Source organism: Paraburkholderia sp. UYCP14C, assembly GCF_004197395.1.
Lineage (GTDB): Bacteria > Pseudomonadota > Gammaproteobacteria > Burkholderiales > Burkholderiaceae > Paraburkholderia.
In genome coordinates, this window is sequence record NZ_SELS01000042.1 from 45,670 (window position 1) to 57,906 (window position 12,237).

Sequence of the window (12,237 nt, forward strand, 5' to 3'; positions counted from 1 at the left end):
TGGAATCCGCAATTCGTCTGATCTCAAGCGCTTTGTGACCTTTCGCCCCGAAACCCGCGCCCTACAAGCGTCCGCCGAATTAATGGTGTGCGTTTTGCCCCATTTTTCACGTGTGACAGGCGACCGGCGTTGCGCCAGATACTGGTCGAGTGCCCTACGCGCCAGCGCCGGGAGCGCCACCTTCCCAGTCTTGCCGCCCTTGCCGACAAGGTGCAGCCAGTGATCGCCATGCTCGCCGAGGCGACGTCGCCGAGCGTTGTGCCAGTCAGCCACTGGCTCTCAGGCCGGTCGCGTACCCGAAATCCAGCAGGAATCGAAGGCGTTGTGCGGCCGTCTCGCTCCAGCCGTAAGACCAATCGAGGCCATCTGCGACCGTGCGGAGCAGCAGCCATTCGCCTTCTGCAAAGCGGCGGTTGACATCGAGACCCGTCTTCATGCGCCCTCGCGCCTTGACACCCGCGAACGGATTGGCGAGGACGCAGCGTTGCTCGACCGGCCCAGCGAAACAGTGCCGCAAGTACGGTCCGCGCGTGCGCGGCAGAGCGCGTCGATAATGGTCCGCTGAACGGTCGCCATTCCACGCTTTGTCGCGACCGCGCCGCGCCGACCCAGCGTTCGAGCGGTGTCGGCCGTCGCAGAAACGCCCGGGAGGTGATCGCGTCATCGGTGGTCAGCGAAGACAGCGTGCAGCCCCGCTCGACGATCGCCAACAGAATCAGGCGTTCCGCCTCCTTACGTAGGCGCGCTGTGTGGCTGTGGACTCGTGCAGGGAAAGCCTGCACGGCCTCGTAGTCGTTCGACGCCTTGAGCAAGCAGACGAGCCGTGGTGCGCGAAACTGTCCCTGCGAGCCGTCGACCTCGTGCGGCATGCGCAACTGCTCCCACGGCACGACCGGCCCGGGAGGTGCTGCCGCAACAAGTGCACAACTCCCGCGTCCTTTAAGGACACGCTTCGAGGCGCCATGGCACGCAGGCTATTAACGATCTCACCGTCACTCAGTGTCCTTTAAGGACACGCACGCGCGCGGAGGCATCGAATCCGGGCTCCCGCGTCGAGAATGCGCCGAGAGTGTCGTGCTGCCGTGTCCTTTAAGGACACATTCCGACGGGGTGAAAAAAACCCCTCACGGAGAGGGGCTTCGACGGTCTGATGTGACTTCAGGCGTTCGGCCCGTCGCCGTACAACTCGGAAATCAACGCACGAATGCGCTCCTCCTGGGCGGGCGTAACTGCCGAGCTTTTCAACTTCACGGTGAAGTTCAACGCATCTTTGGTGATGCTGCCTGCCTGCGATTTCCCCGCGTAGACCTTGTGAATGTCACGCTGAGAAGTTTGATTTGCCGATGAGGATTCCCTCCGGGCGACAGCAGCCGTCAGCGTCGGCGCGAATTTGGACTGGTCCAGACTTCCGGCCTTGAGTTGCTCCCACAGTTCTTTCGCAGTGACGTCCGCCGCCGCGCCAAGCTTCTTTAGCACCGCCACCGTGTCACTTGCCGCATTGCCGCCGAACAACTCGGGAGCTTCTTCAAGGTCGGCAATCATGTACGGAGGCAGCTGGCTGAACGACAAGAAGCGATAGAGAGTGCCACGGCCCAAACCCAGCGCCTCCGCCATGCGCTTGCGGTCCGGAAATTCGTTTTCTACACGTTGCATCGCCTTGCTGATTTCATAATCCGTCAGGTCTTCACGGCTGATGTTTTCGGTCAAGGCCATGACAGCCATCTCAGCGTCGGTGGCTTTCGTGATGATGACGTCAATCTCGCTCCAGGCAAGAATCTGATGCGCTCGCCACCGACGTTCACCCGCTATCAGCTCGAAGAACTCTTCGCCATTTTCCTCGTTCACGCGGCGCAACAGCACCGGCTGCATCAGCCCGACTTCCTTAATGCTCTCCGCGAGTTCCTGAAGCCTGGCTTCAACAAATCGCCTCCGCGGCTGCCAGGGGTTCGGGCGAATTCGAGCGACAGCGACCTTGCCAGCCGCCCCTTTAGCGGCCAGTTCCGCTTCGAGTTCGGCAATGCGGCGGTCGGCCTGGCTGAGCTTGTTTACCAGACCGATGCCTGTTTTGGGACGTGTATCCTCGGCCGTTTCCGTGACCTCTCTGTCCGCAGCGGGAGTCAGGTTTGCCGTGTTCGCCTTGAGACGGTCTCGCATATTCATTGTTCAGCTCCCAGCTTTGCAATGTAAAACTCGTCTAACCAACGGCAATACTCCTCCAGTGGGTCCTTAACGCGGGCAAGGGTCTTGTTACCGCCCTCCCATTTCGAAACGTCGAAGACGGTAGAAAGACCGACGGCGCCGGTGCTCATCACCGAGCTTGCCGGCACCTCTGTTTGACTCATCCAGGGGCCGTACGCAGCCTGAACCCAGCTTCGAACAATCGAAGCCGACGAAGTCGCGCTATTGTCGACTCGGGACAACAGCACACTTACGAAATCGAACTTTTTGCTTCCATCGCCGCCGGCCCTGAACGTCGCCGTCATGTCGTTGAACAAACTCCAGAACGACACCGAGCTGATAAAGTCCAGGCTCTCTGGGACCAACGGCATTACCATGCTGTCAGCAGCCATCAGGCCGTTGATAGTCAAGAAGGAAAGCGACGGTGCGGTATCGAGAATGATGTAATCGTATTTGCTCCGGAGCGACCCCAAGCCATTTTGAAGGTAGCCCCAGAAGCGGAACGAGGCATCATTTTTCTTGATTTGCGCGGGAATGAAGAACTCGGCCGCATAGAGCGTGGGGTGTGCAGGAATAACGTCAATGCCATCCCAGTAGGTATGCTGGACCACATCCTCAAGCTGCACCTCATTCGGGTCGTAGATGTATGGAAGCACGGTGTCGTCTTCCCCGAGCATCTTTTCCGCGTACAGACCACACAGCTCCGTGAGCGACGCCTGAGGGTCGAGGTCTACCAGCAGCACCTTGCGCCCGCGCAAGCTCAGACCTTGTGCAAGACACATGGTCGTCGTTGTCTTGCAGCTGCCCCCCTTGAAGTTGGATGTCACCAGAATCCGGCCCATTCCTTCGCCCTTTTCCAACAACGGCGATTTCGGGATGGGCGAGACCTGCTGAATCCATTTGCGCGTCTCGGCAAGCGTAAAGTTCCGAATCCGACCGTTGCTCTGCACTTCTCCCGGCGGCAGGTCGGCGCCTTCCCTGGTTGCCAGGTATTGAAGTTTTTGGCGGTCGATACCGCACATCTCAGCAACTTGAGTCGACGTAAACGTCGGGGGATGTTTCCGTGGATTTGGAGTGAGGATGTCCTTTCTCAGGTCTCGCGTTAACTCCTCGAGTTTCCTCGAAAGAACTTCGACCGATTCTAGCGTGACGGTTCTGTTGAGTTCGGGAAATTCACTCTTTACTAGCATATTCTTCGCTCCCCTCGAAATTTGCGTTGATGCGTAGAATAAGCGATGGATGGGAAAACTTCATCCATTACTTTAAGCTTTTGGTAAAAGCGACGCCCACAATCGCGCTCCACGGTCCTGGCGAGTGGTCGGAAATGGTCTTGTGTGGGCGAAAGCGGCAAGCCGACCACGAGCCTATAAAGCGGCTTCTCGCCGCTCGGAGCAGATACCGAGTGCGCGAACGGCTTTTGTATCTAGCTGGCACCTCCTCGCGGAGGGGAGGGCGTGCCGGGTGGACTACATCGTACTAAATCGCTGCGTGCGGAAAGGTCACAGTAGGAGCGAGCTCTAGATGGACGTTTTCATCGGAAGCAAAGTCACCGAAATTGTTCTGACCGTTAGCACAACACGCAAGGTCACCAAAATTGTGGGACCTGCGCTCGAGCAAAGTCACCAAAACTGTTGGATGCCTTCGACTTCCAGGGCGACCGCGCCCTCAACGGGCGCGCATCCAGATACGCGGTCCCCCGACGATACAATTCTTACAATTAAACCTGTACAGTGCGCTTGACACCAAAGGAACATAGGACGTGTCGCCCGGCAAAAGCATGCCTTTATGGGGTTACGGGCCTTCAGTTCTACATTTTTGGTGACTTTGCCTCGTACGCCTTTGTCCGGCCCAACAATTCTGGTGACTTTGCCGTCAACCTGCGTTACCAAGGCGCACGACAGGGCCGGCTCGCCACATTTTTGGTGACTTTGCTGTCCAAGGAGAGGTGTTGCCTGAGCGCGAAGCCGCCGAGCTTACATTTCTGGTGACTTTGCTAGGATGCGGGAGGGGTACGGGGGATCTCGGCTTCACAATTTTGGTGACCTTGCCGCTTGTGCTTACCGGGTGACGCCTCTTTTTTGAGCGTGGTGGATTCCCAGCGGGCCGCCTCGAGCATCCTGAACAATTCTGGTGACCTTTCTCCGCAAAAAAATCCCCCCAAACCCCCGTCATTACAAGCTCTTGTGGCTGTCAGCACAATTTCGGTGACCTTCGCCACAATTCCGGTGACCTTCACTTACGGCTGCGCCGCGCACGATACAAATCTGGTGACCTTCCTGCCACAAGTTATGACCTTGACGAACAATTCAGGTAACCACGCGCCCCAGGAATGTGACCTTTCCGAGCTAACTTCTTGATTTTTAAGATCACGCATTTTCTTTGGTTAGTATGTTTTGTTTCTTTAAAAACACAAACTACCAAACCAAAACACCAACCTGGGCGGGAAGCGTCATCGGCTCCGACCTGAGTATCGGCACAGTCGAAGTTGCGCCGAACGGCCCCGAAGGCAGAAATCGAAAGGTCACCAAAATTGTGCTGATGTACCTAACCCCGGGCCGGACCGAATAGTTGAGGCCCGCGGGCTAACAACCGCACCACCAAGGCAAAGTCACCGGAATTGTTTTGACATATCGACCTTACTAGGTCACTCTCCCGCCCAGGACAAATGGAGAGGGTATGGAGAGCGCGGCACATCAACTCGCGCTGGCCTTGTTCGAAGACTACACGGCCAGAAGCGAAAGCGTTATAACGGCGCCCCATGACTTGGGTTTCCGACGGAGCAACGCTTTCGTCAAAATCGTGGACCTGAGTCTGGCCGCCCGTCGCCTTGTGGATGTCGCGTATTTCCTTGTTGCTGACGACCCTGAGATTCGTAAGGAATACCGGGTCGACTTTGGCCTCTTCAAATGGCTGATGTGCACAACGAGCGAGAACCGTCGGCACCTGACCAAACTCATTCGGGAAGCCCAGAAGGCGGCAATCGAATTGAACGAAATCGACGTTGCGGACCCGACCAAGGAACGGTGGGGTTCGGTTCCGTTGATGGGCCCAGCTTTCGTCGACGACGGCGAGTTCACCTTCGAGTTGGCTGAGCGCCTTCAGCGCGCCATCAAGAATCCAAGCGCCTCGCACTTTCTGAGCTTGCGCTACGTTTTCAAGTCGATTCACTCCAAAGTCCTTTTCGACCGCATGCAACCCTACATGGCTGACGGTGTCACTCCGTGGTTCGAGGTCACAGCCATGCGAGCCTTGATGGGCTGCGAAACAAAGACCTACGACCTCTTCAAACACTTCCGCAGCAAAGTGCTTGAGGTCGCCATGAGCGAGATTCTGGAGGTCACCGGGATTCGTATCGACATGCTCACGCAAAACGTTCCCGGGTCAAAACGCATCGGCCAGCTGCGCTTCCGGCTTCAGGGGGCGCACCCCTCAGATGAGCAGAAAACAGCACTCATCGTCCTCAAGTCCCTGTACGACACGCTACGCACGGAATTCGCACTCAACAAGACGGAATTCAACGAAATCATCGCGAACAGGTCGACCTACACGGACGACCGTATCAACCAGGCTATCGAGTACACGCGCCATGCCGCTGCTCGAGGCAGGGTGAAGCTCCGCGCCGGAGGCTATTTCATGAAGGCGCTGCGCGAAGATTACCTGCTGGGCACCATCGACAAGGACATTCATCAGCAGGCACTCGCGCTTGAATCAACCCAGCAGGGCATCCAGCAAGAGGCTGATAGCCGCGAGGCTCAATTGTCGGCTGCGGACGCCGACAAGAAGCAGAAGGAAGTGGCGCTTGGCTGGGAGCACTACAACACGCTCTCGCACGAGGAACAGACGGACATGGCCGCCGCGTTCACTAGCAGCCCGAGCGCGCGACTCATCGCAAACGTAATCAAGGTAGAGCCGCAGTCGCTGCTCTCCCATCTGACCGACCCCAAGGTGCACAGCACGTTCGGCTCCTTCGTTGCGAGCAAGGTGCTGAATAAAGCCAAGGCCAGGCGAGCCACAACCGCAGCAGTCGTCGACGAAGCATAGGCGGGCAGGATACTCGGCTCCGCCGGAGCGCTGGTGCGCAGACGGCACCTAGCCACCCACTTTGTAGACCTGCTCACGGAGGTATCAGGAATTTTGTGTGCTGAGGTCGGTCAAAAATCTCAGCTGACGGCGGCGGTGAATCGCTCGCCGAACAGGACAGCTCCAACCTGGCGCACGTCCGGCTATTCAAAAGGCGGACACCCGCCAGCGCAAAGAAGAAGGGGAGCAGCGCGCGCAATTTCACGGAAGCACTTCCCTCACGCACGTCATGAAAATGCGCAAGGCATTGAAGAACCGTCGCCTTGCCGCGCTTCCGACTCTTGACCCGCTTGCGCACAGTACCCCTTTGTCGGCAAGATGCTGTACCAATGCTTCTGCTGGGTCGATATCGCACCCACGGCGCCAGTCGAGCTAGAAAGGATGTCTACGTAGCGCTCGCCTCGTTCGACTTCCGAAACATAGGACTGGTCGACCTTCACGCGCCCAGCCAGGTCGACCTGGGTCAGTCCGGATGTGAGACGAAGTTGTCGCAAGTGCGCTTGCAGCTGTTTATAGCGGGGATGATGGATCGTTGTAGGCGGGAGCATAGGCCAAATACTCCCCGCAAATCTGCAATAGGCCCGGCTATCATGTGGTGGAACGAGGAAATCAGCAGACGTATCAACCAGCGGCGCCGTTGGTCACCAGACTTTTCACGCGAATAACGAGATTCGTGTTGTACGTCACAGCCTCAAGCAGCCCATCAGCAAAACTGGTGAAGACGTCGCCTGACGTCGAATTCATGTGGTCCATCACCCTCACTCAGGCTACTTGCGGGTTCGCGTCGCAGTCGGTGACCCGGCGGATCGAGGCTTGACGGTCCCCAGCAACTCTGCGCGCAAGGCATCGGCAGCGGAGCGCGCATCCTTCAGGTCCGCCCGCACGCTCGCCAGTTCGGCATCCTTCTCCTGTTCATGACGCCTCGCTTCGCCGAGCGTGCGCTCGATCGACTGCCGCGCCTCAAGCGACGCTTCGAGCTTTGCGACGGCTACGGCGGCGGACTGTTCTGCGTTCACCCGAGCCACACGCTCGCTGTCGAGCTCAAATCGTGCGTCGTTGAGATCCTTTTCAAGTCGTGGCATTGCCTCCAGGCGAAGCAATGCTTTCGCAAGGTCGGTGCGCGCCGATTCCGCGGCCCTGCGCTCGGCAGCCGCCTCCTGGCGCGAAGCGTCACGTTCTGCCTCCACCTGGCCGAGACGCCCCGATAGCTCGGCCCTTTCCGCGTGCACCTTCTCAAGGGACGCAGTCAGATTCTCGACGATCAGACCTTGTCGCTCGGATTCGATAATGAGGTCAGCGTTGGCCTGGTTCGCGATGTCCAGTTCCGTGCGCAACTCGGTCCTGCTCCGGTCGACCTCGGCGGCGACGAAATCAAGCAGCCCCCGCTGCAGCGCCTGCGGAAGGGCGGCGGGCGGCTCGGCAGGCTTGACCTGCGCGTCCTGCCAGGCCTGAAAAAACCTGAGCACCGTCGCCATTGATCCAGTGCCGAGGCGTTCGCGTATGGCGCGTGCCGTGGGCCGACCGCCGGATCCACGGATACTCTCCGCGGCTTTGCTGACCTGGTCCTGGGTGATGTTGGGTTCGCGAGCCATAACATACCAAGTTAATGTAACGTTATGTTATGATATGTTATTTTTCGAAAGAACGCAAACCTCGCTCGCGCCGGTTTCGCAAAAACTGCCGGGCGCGGGCGCCGGTCGCCTGGCGCCGACGAGTTCGCTTGGGCGCGCAGGCCCGCCCGACCAGCCATACGACCACTCGAGACCGTCCGCGATTGGACCGCGACACCCCGGTCGACCGGCCAAGATGGTTGTCCCGGTAAACACGACCGGCCGTGCTGCTTGACGCTGTCCACGCGATGGTCCCGCAGCATCAGCCACTCGCCTTCTGTGAAGCCGCATGTCGTGTCGGGTTCGGGCGCAGCGCCGCACCCGCGTACCTTGACGCCCGCAAACGGGGTGGCCAGCACGTAGCGCTCCCCTGTGAGCCCAGCAAAACAGCGCCCGGGAGGACCCGTCAGTGCGTAAGCCGGTCGGGCGCGCCGGGAGCGCCTGTCACGCTGCGGTTTCAGTTTGAATTTGTAGCCGTTTGTGGCTTCACTATCACTGAATCTTCCAGGAGTCCGTCATGGCTATCCAGCATCCGACCATCCAGACCGATACTGTCGTGCGTGCGCGCGTCTCGCCCGAACTGAAGCGCGAGGCCACCGATGCGCTCGAGGCCATGGGGCTGTCCGTGTCCGATTACATCCGTATGGCGCTCGTGCGCGTCGCGCGCGACAAGGCGGTGCCGTTCGCCGTCGAGGTGCCCAATGCGCTGACCACCCAGACGCTGCGCGCGAGCGAGCGGGGCGAGGAACTGAACGAAGCCGGTGATGCGGATGACCTGTTCAGGCAACTGGGCATCTGATGCGCACACCGGTTTATTCAAACCAGTTTCGTCGTGACGTGAAGCTGGCCCAGAAACGTCGCAAGGACATGGAGAAGCTCAAGACGCTGATCGCCCTGTTGCTCGATGGCTCACCGCTTTACCGCTGCGTATCATGATCATCCGCTCAGGGGCGAGTGGGGCAGTTTCCGCGACGCCCATATCGAGCCGGACTGGCTGCTGATCTACAAGAGTGATGGCACGACGCTTCGCCTCGAGCGAACGGGCACGCACGCCGATCTGTTCGACGAGTAGGAGATGATGTGGACCACGGACCGGATCCCGCTGTCACCACCCACGCTGTCGTGCTGTCCGCGCTAGGCAGGTCCGGCTGCGTCAGGTGACCCGCGCGAGGCGTACGCCACTGCTCGACGCGCTGCACGGGCTCGGGCTGATTGACTGGATCCGGCAGCCATTGCGGGCTTCGCACCATTTGCTGTCCGCGCGTGCGAAAGCCCACCTCGTGCCGGATGAAATTGCACAACTGAGCGACGCCGGCCGTGCGGCGCTCGAACGGCTGACAGCGCTCGAAGAAACGGTGGACTGGCCCGGTCTCGCCAGACAGCCCTATGACCAGGGCCGCCAGGGCCGGTATCGCGATGCGCCGACCAACTGAACAGCTCGTCCCTCCCGCCGCCGCGCAGCTACACGCGGACCGACTTCGCCGCGCTGCGCGCCCGTCGTGCAGCGCGTACCGCCTCTCACGATCGCGCGGCTATAGCTCGAACCGGAGGCGTCTCGCCCGCGGCGTCATCCGAGGCGATCGAGCGCTACCTGAAGCCAATGCACGTTGACCTGGTGCAGCTCGCGCTGCTGCACCGCTCATCGGTGCTCGCCGACAACCTTGAGCAGTCGATCCGTCGACACGGCAGCGCGAAGCTCACCACGCTCAGACTGCGCATGGGCGAACAGGCGTCGAAACTCGCTGCGCCGACTCCGGCAGCGGCGCATGCCGTGGGCCTGTGGTTCAGGCCGCTCATTGCGCAGCGCCTCACAGGCGAGGGCATCGCCTCGCCTGGCGAGCTCGTCGCGACCTGCAACCACCGCGACGGCAACTGTGGCGATCGGTGCCATGCATCGGTCTGCTGCGCGCGCGCCCGATCGTCGCGTGGCTGCCATGGGCGATGCCGACTGGCCGGGCGGGCGCAACTGCGTCTCATGCCAGGTCCGTCCAGCTGGTTATCACCTTGAGCTTTTCCTGAGCCTCAGCAATCCGCTGCTTCAATTGCGCCGAAATGTTGTGGGTCTTGCCCAGCATGGTTACGGCATGCTCAGCCTGCCGGATGCGAATCAGGGCATCGCGGCATTCGCCGATACTGGCAACCGAAGCCGGGACTTTCCCGCTCCAGATGCTGTCGATCTGTCGTTCGGCCAGCTCGATACTTTCCAGAAGTAGCCCGTTCTGTCCCGGCGTTGCCCGGTCAGCATCGACCGCCTTCTGATCGACGGCCGCGGTTTCCCCTCGCCAGATCCGCTCAAGGCCTGCCACATCGCAAAGTAATGCCCAGCTGGGGTACGGAATTGGCGCTTCGCCACCCGTGTAACGTCGGATGCCGCGACCAGTGGCCCCTTTCATGCCGAGGAGCCGCGCTGCAGCGGTGCCCGTCAGTCCTGCGCGTCTGAGCACTTCACGCACTTCCTCACCCGTCGGTTGAGCCCACAGGTCATCAGCGGGGCGCAGGCACTCGGGCCGAATAGGTATCTGTGTTTTGTCGGTCACGTTAAGTTCTCTCTTGCTTCAGATGCACGCAAAGCGCATGACGCCGTTATATCGAGCCCCCACGGCTTCGCCGCGGGGGATTCACTCTCCCTTCGGTCGCTTGACGACCCCGAGCCGGTGGTCTGCCCGCGCCCGAGCCGGATCGTCACGCCGCGATCCGCGGCGCGCCGGCGCGCTCCCCACGCGTTCCGCGCGGGTCCCCGTGCGCCTCGATCCGGGCGCGCGGCGCGCGCGATGCACCCGTGATTATCCAATGTCTGGCTTGCAGGAGGGAGGGTCGGCCGGAGCGCGGCGCATTGGCCAGCACCGGAGATGCCGACGGCGGCCCCCGAACGCCTCCTGACGTCACAGCGGTAGATCCTGTTGATACAACGCCACCCGGAGCGCGTCCAACTGATCATCGTTGAGCTTCGCAGCTTCGACGGTGTCGCTGTGCTCGAAGATCATCAGCCCGTACAGGTCAGCCAGCGGCCGGGCCTTCGCGCAGAGTGCGCCATCCTCGCCGGGAACCTGACGGGCGCACCAGTAGTTGATTGCCTGCTCGATTTCGGAAATAGTGAAAGCGGGTTTGTTCATGACAGTCTCGCAGGCCCGCGCAACCCTCGCGCGGGCGTTGATTGTCAGTCGGCGCTATTGCAGATGGCCCCGGTGTTCGATGGCCATCGCGACCGGCGCGGAAGGCGGTGCGCGATCGAAGTCCGCCAGGGCGGATCGGGCGATTGCGCGCAACTCCTCGCGATGCATGTCGATTGCGTGGCCGTCACGGTCCAGCATGTCGGCGATGCGCCTGAGCGCATCAGCGGAGTGTGCCGCCGCGTCAGCCGACAGGGCCATGCGGTACAGTTCGCCGCGAACCTGGCTTCTGTCGCCGTACTGCCAGATGGCCAGCAGCGGCAGCAACGTGGCCAACCATGTCGGGCGGGTGTTGAGCGTGTCCATATGGTGTCCTCAATATCTCAGAAGACGCCCTGACCCGCAGGCCAGGGCGAGCCGGTTAGCCGCGCAGGCGGCGCAGTTCGTCAGCAAGGACCCACAGGGCACGGTTCAGGCGGATATTCTGGTCAATGCCCGTCACGGGGCGCGTAGTGGTCGCGCGGCCAGCCGCATTGCGACCCTGCAACCCGCCACGCGTCATGTGCTCCTGCACGCGGTTGAAGGTTTTCCAGAGATCGGACCCACGGTCCTCGATTCGACGCGGCGCGAGAAGCTGCGCTTCCGTGACCGGCGCGGGCTTGTCATCGTCATAGCGCAAGGCAAGCGCCGCGCGTGCAAAGGCGTGCTGTTCGCCCTCATCAAGGACCGCCCCGGCCATGCGTTCGCGCTGCTCTGTCTGCGCCTCGAAGCCGTCAAGCACCTTGAACGCCCCTTCAATCACCTGGCCGATTACGTCTCCCTTGTGGGGCACGCGGATATCGTTCAATGCATTGCCGCACACAATCCCATTCTGGCAGGCGAAGCGGATCATGCCGGAGATCATCTGGTAGCTCGACTGGCCGTTGTGTGAATTACAAAGAATGACTTCGTTCGCCTCGCGACCCTGGATCTGGTCAGCATGTCTCAGGCGCAGCAGATGTTTCGTGTAGTCCCGCATCCCATCATCGCGCACGCGCGTCTGGCAGACCATGAAGGGTTGAAACCCTTCCTTGCGCAACGCGTCGAGTACATCGACGGTCGGAATGTAACTGTAGCGCGCCGAGCGGCTTTCATGCGGAGCGTTGGCCAGGATGGAAGGGGCAACCCTCGCGATTTCATCATTCGACAGCGGATGATCGGAGCGCAGGGCAACGGCGTTGCGGCTGAAACGGCTGGCAAGCATGTTCATTTGCTGTTCC

The 12,237-nt window shown here is 60.6% G+C and carries 14 protein-coding genes and 4 pseudogenes; 6 read left to right on the top strand and 12 right to left on the bottom strand.

What is annotated here, in order from left to right; genetic code table 11:
• Nucleotides 1-75: 75 nt before the first annotated feature.
• The 3 genes and pseudogenes from EVC45_RS30040 to EVC45_RS30050 form a co-directional block, all read right to left on the bottom strand.
• A pseudogene (locus EVC45_RS30040) lies at nucleotides 76-896 on the bottom strand (tyrosine-type recombinase/integrase); the annotation flags it as partial.
• A gap of 262 nt (nucleotides 897-1,158) precedes the next feature.
• Nucleotides 1,159-2,160: a ParB/RepB/Spo0J family partition protein gene (locus EVC45_RS30045; RefSeq protein ID WP_129961817.1), complete on the bottom strand. Its 1,002-nt coding sequence runs from the start codon at nucleotides 2,158-2,160 to the stop codon at nucleotides 1,159-1,161.
• Nucleotides 2,157-3,368, bottom strand: coding sequence for a ParA family protein (locus tag EVC45_RS30050; protein WP_028370713.1), 1,212 nt, complete (start codon nucleotides 3,366-3,368; stop codon nucleotides 2,157-2,159). Before EVC45_RS30050 ends, EVC45_RS30045 begins: the two co-directional genes overlap by 4 nt.
• A 1,486-nt stretch (nucleotides 3,369-4,854) precedes the next feature.
• Here EVC45_RS30050 and EVC45_RS30055 point away from each other — a divergent pair.
• Nucleotides 4,855-6,219, top strand: a complete 1,365-nt coding sequence (locus EVC45_RS30055) for a replication initiation protein (RefSeq protein ID WP_129961818.1) — start codon at nucleotides 4,855-4,857, stop codon at nucleotides 6,217-6,219.
• Nucleotides 6,220-6,558: 339 nt separating this feature from the next.
• Here EVC45_RS30055 and EVC45_RS30060 read toward each other — a convergent pair.
• From EVC45_RS30060 to EVC45_RS47995, 4 genes and pseudogenes are all read right to left on the bottom strand, one after another.
• Nucleotides 6,559-6,806, bottom strand: a pseudogene (locus EVC45_RS30060) (helix-turn-helix domain-containing protein); the annotation flags it as partial.
• A 73-nt stretch (nucleotides 6,807-6,879) separates the two neighbouring features.
• Nucleotides 6,880-7,011, bottom strand: a complete 132-nt coding sequence (locus EVC45_RS47710) for a hypothetical protein (RefSeq protein WP_306770803.1) — start codon at nucleotides 7,009-7,011, stop codon at nucleotides 6,880-6,882.
• A gap of 14 nt (nucleotides 7,012-7,025) precedes the next feature.
• On the bottom strand, nucleotides 7,026-7,850 hold the full coding sequence (locus EVC45_RS30065; RefSeq protein ID WP_129961819.1) for a DNA-binding protein: 825 nt from the start codon (nucleotides 7,848-7,850) through the stop codon (nucleotides 7,026-7,028).
• 111 nt (nucleotides 7,851-7,961) lie between these two features.
• Nucleotides 7,962-8,323, bottom strand: a pseudogene (locus EVC45_RS47995) (hypothetical protein); the annotation flags it as partial.
• A 62-nt stretch (nucleotides 8,324-8,385) separates the two neighbouring features.
• Here EVC45_RS47995 and EVC45_RS30070 point away from each other — a divergent pair.
• The 4 genes from EVC45_RS30070 to EVC45_RS30080 all read left to right on the top strand — a co-directional run bounded on the left by EVC45_RS30070 (nucleotide 8,386) and on the right by EVC45_RS30080 (nucleotide 9,301).
• Entirely contained in the window at nucleotides 8,386-8,667 is a 282-nt protein-coding gene (locus tag EVC45_RS30070; RefSeq protein WP_129961820.1) for a type II toxin-antitoxin system RelB/DinJ family antitoxin, read from the top strand.
• Nucleotides 8,667-8,804 (top strand): type II toxin-antitoxin system YafQ family toxin, encoded by a 138-nt coding sequence (locus EVC45_RS47715; RefSeq protein ID WP_306770804.1) that lies wholly within the window; start codon nucleotides 8,667-8,669, stop codon nucleotides 8,802-8,804. Before EVC45_RS30070 ends, EVC45_RS47715 begins: the two co-directional genes overlap by 1 nt.
• The gene (locus tag EVC45_RS47720; protein WP_306770805.1) at nucleotides 8,773-8,940 is read left to right on the top strand and encodes a type II toxin-antitoxin system YafQ family toxin; all 168 of its coding nucleotides are present in this window, start codon (nucleotides 8,773-8,775) and stop codon (nucleotides 8,938-8,940) included. The genes EVC45_RS47715 and EVC45_RS47720 overlap by 32 nt, the downstream gene beginning before the upstream one ends.
• A gap of 85 nt (nucleotides 8,941-9,025) precedes the next feature.
• On the top strand, nucleotides 9,026-9,301 hold the full coding sequence (locus EVC45_RS30080; RefSeq protein WP_129961821.1) for a hypothetical protein: 276 nt from the start codon (nucleotides 9,026-9,028) through the stop codon (nucleotides 9,299-9,301).
• A gap of 206 nt (nucleotides 9,302-9,507) precedes the next feature.
• On the opposite strand, the gene EVC45_RS47020 is transcribed toward EVC45_RS30080, so the two are convergent.
• The gene (locus EVC45_RS47020) at nucleotides 9,508-9,759 is read right to left on the bottom strand and encodes a hypothetical protein (protein ID WP_248295317.1); all 252 of its coding nucleotides are present in this window, start codon (nucleotides 9,757-9,759) and stop codon (nucleotides 9,508-9,510) included.
• On the opposite strand from EVC45_RS47020, the gene EVC45_RS47025 reads away from it, so the two are divergent.
• Nucleotides 9,664-9,876 (top strand): hypothetical protein, encoded by a 213-nt coding sequence (locus EVC45_RS47025; RefSeq protein WP_248295316.1) that lies wholly within the window; start codon nucleotides 9,664-9,666, stop codon nucleotides 9,874-9,876. The genes EVC45_RS47020 and EVC45_RS47025 overlap by 96 nt on opposite strands.
• A gap of 271 nt (nucleotides 9,877-10,147) precedes the next feature.
• Here the strand turns inward: EVC45_RS47025 and EVC45_RS30090 are convergent.
• The 4 genes and pseudogenes from EVC45_RS30090 to EVC45_RS30105 all read right to left on the bottom strand — a co-directional run.
• Nucleotides 10,148-10,387, bottom strand: a pseudogene (locus EVC45_RS30090) (XRE family transcriptional regulator); the annotation flags it as partial.
• A 363-nt stretch (nucleotides 10,388-10,750) separates the two neighbouring features.
• On the bottom strand, nucleotides 10,751-10,981 hold the full coding sequence (locus EVC45_RS30095; protein WP_129961823.1) for a DUF3717 domain-containing protein: 231 nt from the start codon (nucleotides 10,979-10,981) through the stop codon (nucleotides 10,751-10,753).
• 54 nt (nucleotides 10,982-11,035) lie between these two features.
• Nucleotides 11,036-11,344: a hypothetical protein gene (locus EVC45_RS30100; RefSeq protein WP_129961824.1), complete on the bottom strand. Its 309-nt coding sequence runs from the start codon at nucleotides 11,342-11,344 to the stop codon at nucleotides 11,036-11,038.
• A gap of 55 nt (nucleotides 11,345-11,399) precedes the next feature.
• A complete protein-coding gene (locus EVC45_RS30105) occupies nucleotides 11,400-12,227 on the bottom strand; it encodes a DUF932 domain-containing protein (protein ID WP_129961825.1) in 828 nt (275 codons plus the stop codon).
• Between the last annotated feature and the right edge of the window lie 10 nt (nucleotides 12,228-12,237).

Coding starts and splice junctions, on each gene's coding strand:
- EVC45_RS30050 (WP_028370713.1), bottom strand. CDS start 3,368: ATGCTAGTAAAGAGTGAATTTCCCGAACTCAACAGAACCGTCACGCTA.
- EVC45_RS30105 (WP_129961825.1), bottom strand. CDS start 12,227: ATGAACATGCTTGCCAGCCGTTTCAGCCGCAACGCCGTTGCCCTGCGC.
- EVC45_RS30065 (WP_129961819.1), bottom strand. CDS start 7,850: ATGGCTCGCGAACCCAACATCACCCAGGACCAGGTCAGCAAAGCCGCG.
- EVC45_RS30100 (WP_129961824.1), bottom strand. CDS start 11,344: ATGGACACGCTCAACACCCGCCCGACATGGTTGGCCACGTTGCTGCCG.
- EVC45_RS47715 (WP_306770804.1), top strand. CDS start 8,667: ATGCGCACACCGGTTTATTCAAACCAGTTTCGTCGTGACGTGAAGCTG.
- EVC45_RS30045 (WP_129961817.1), bottom strand. CDS start 2,160: ATGAATATGCGAGACCGTCTCAAGGCGAACACGGCAAACCTGACTCCC.
- EVC45_RS30055 (WP_129961818.1), top strand. CDS start 4,855: ATGGAGAGCGCGGCACATCAACTCGCGCTGGCCTTGTTCGAAGACTAC.
- EVC45_RS30070 (WP_129961820.1), top strand. CDS start 8,386: ATGGCTATCCAGCATCCGACCATCCAGACCGATACTGTCGTGCGTGCG.
- EVC45_RS47020 (WP_248295317.1), bottom strand. CDS start 9,759: ATGGCACCGATCGCCACAGTTGCCGTCGCGGTGGTTGCAGGTCGCGAC.
- EVC45_RS30095 (WP_129961823.1), bottom strand. CDS start 10,981: ATGAACAAACCCGCTTTCACTATTTCCGAAATCGAGCAGGCAATCAAC.
- EVC45_RS47720 (WP_306770805.1), top strand. CDS start 8,773: ATGGCTCACCGCTTTACCGCTGCGTATCATGATCATCCGCTCAGGGGC.
- EVC45_RS47710 (WP_306770803.1), bottom strand. CDS start 7,011: ATGGACCACATGAATTCGACGTCAGGCGACGTCTTCACCAGTTTTGCT.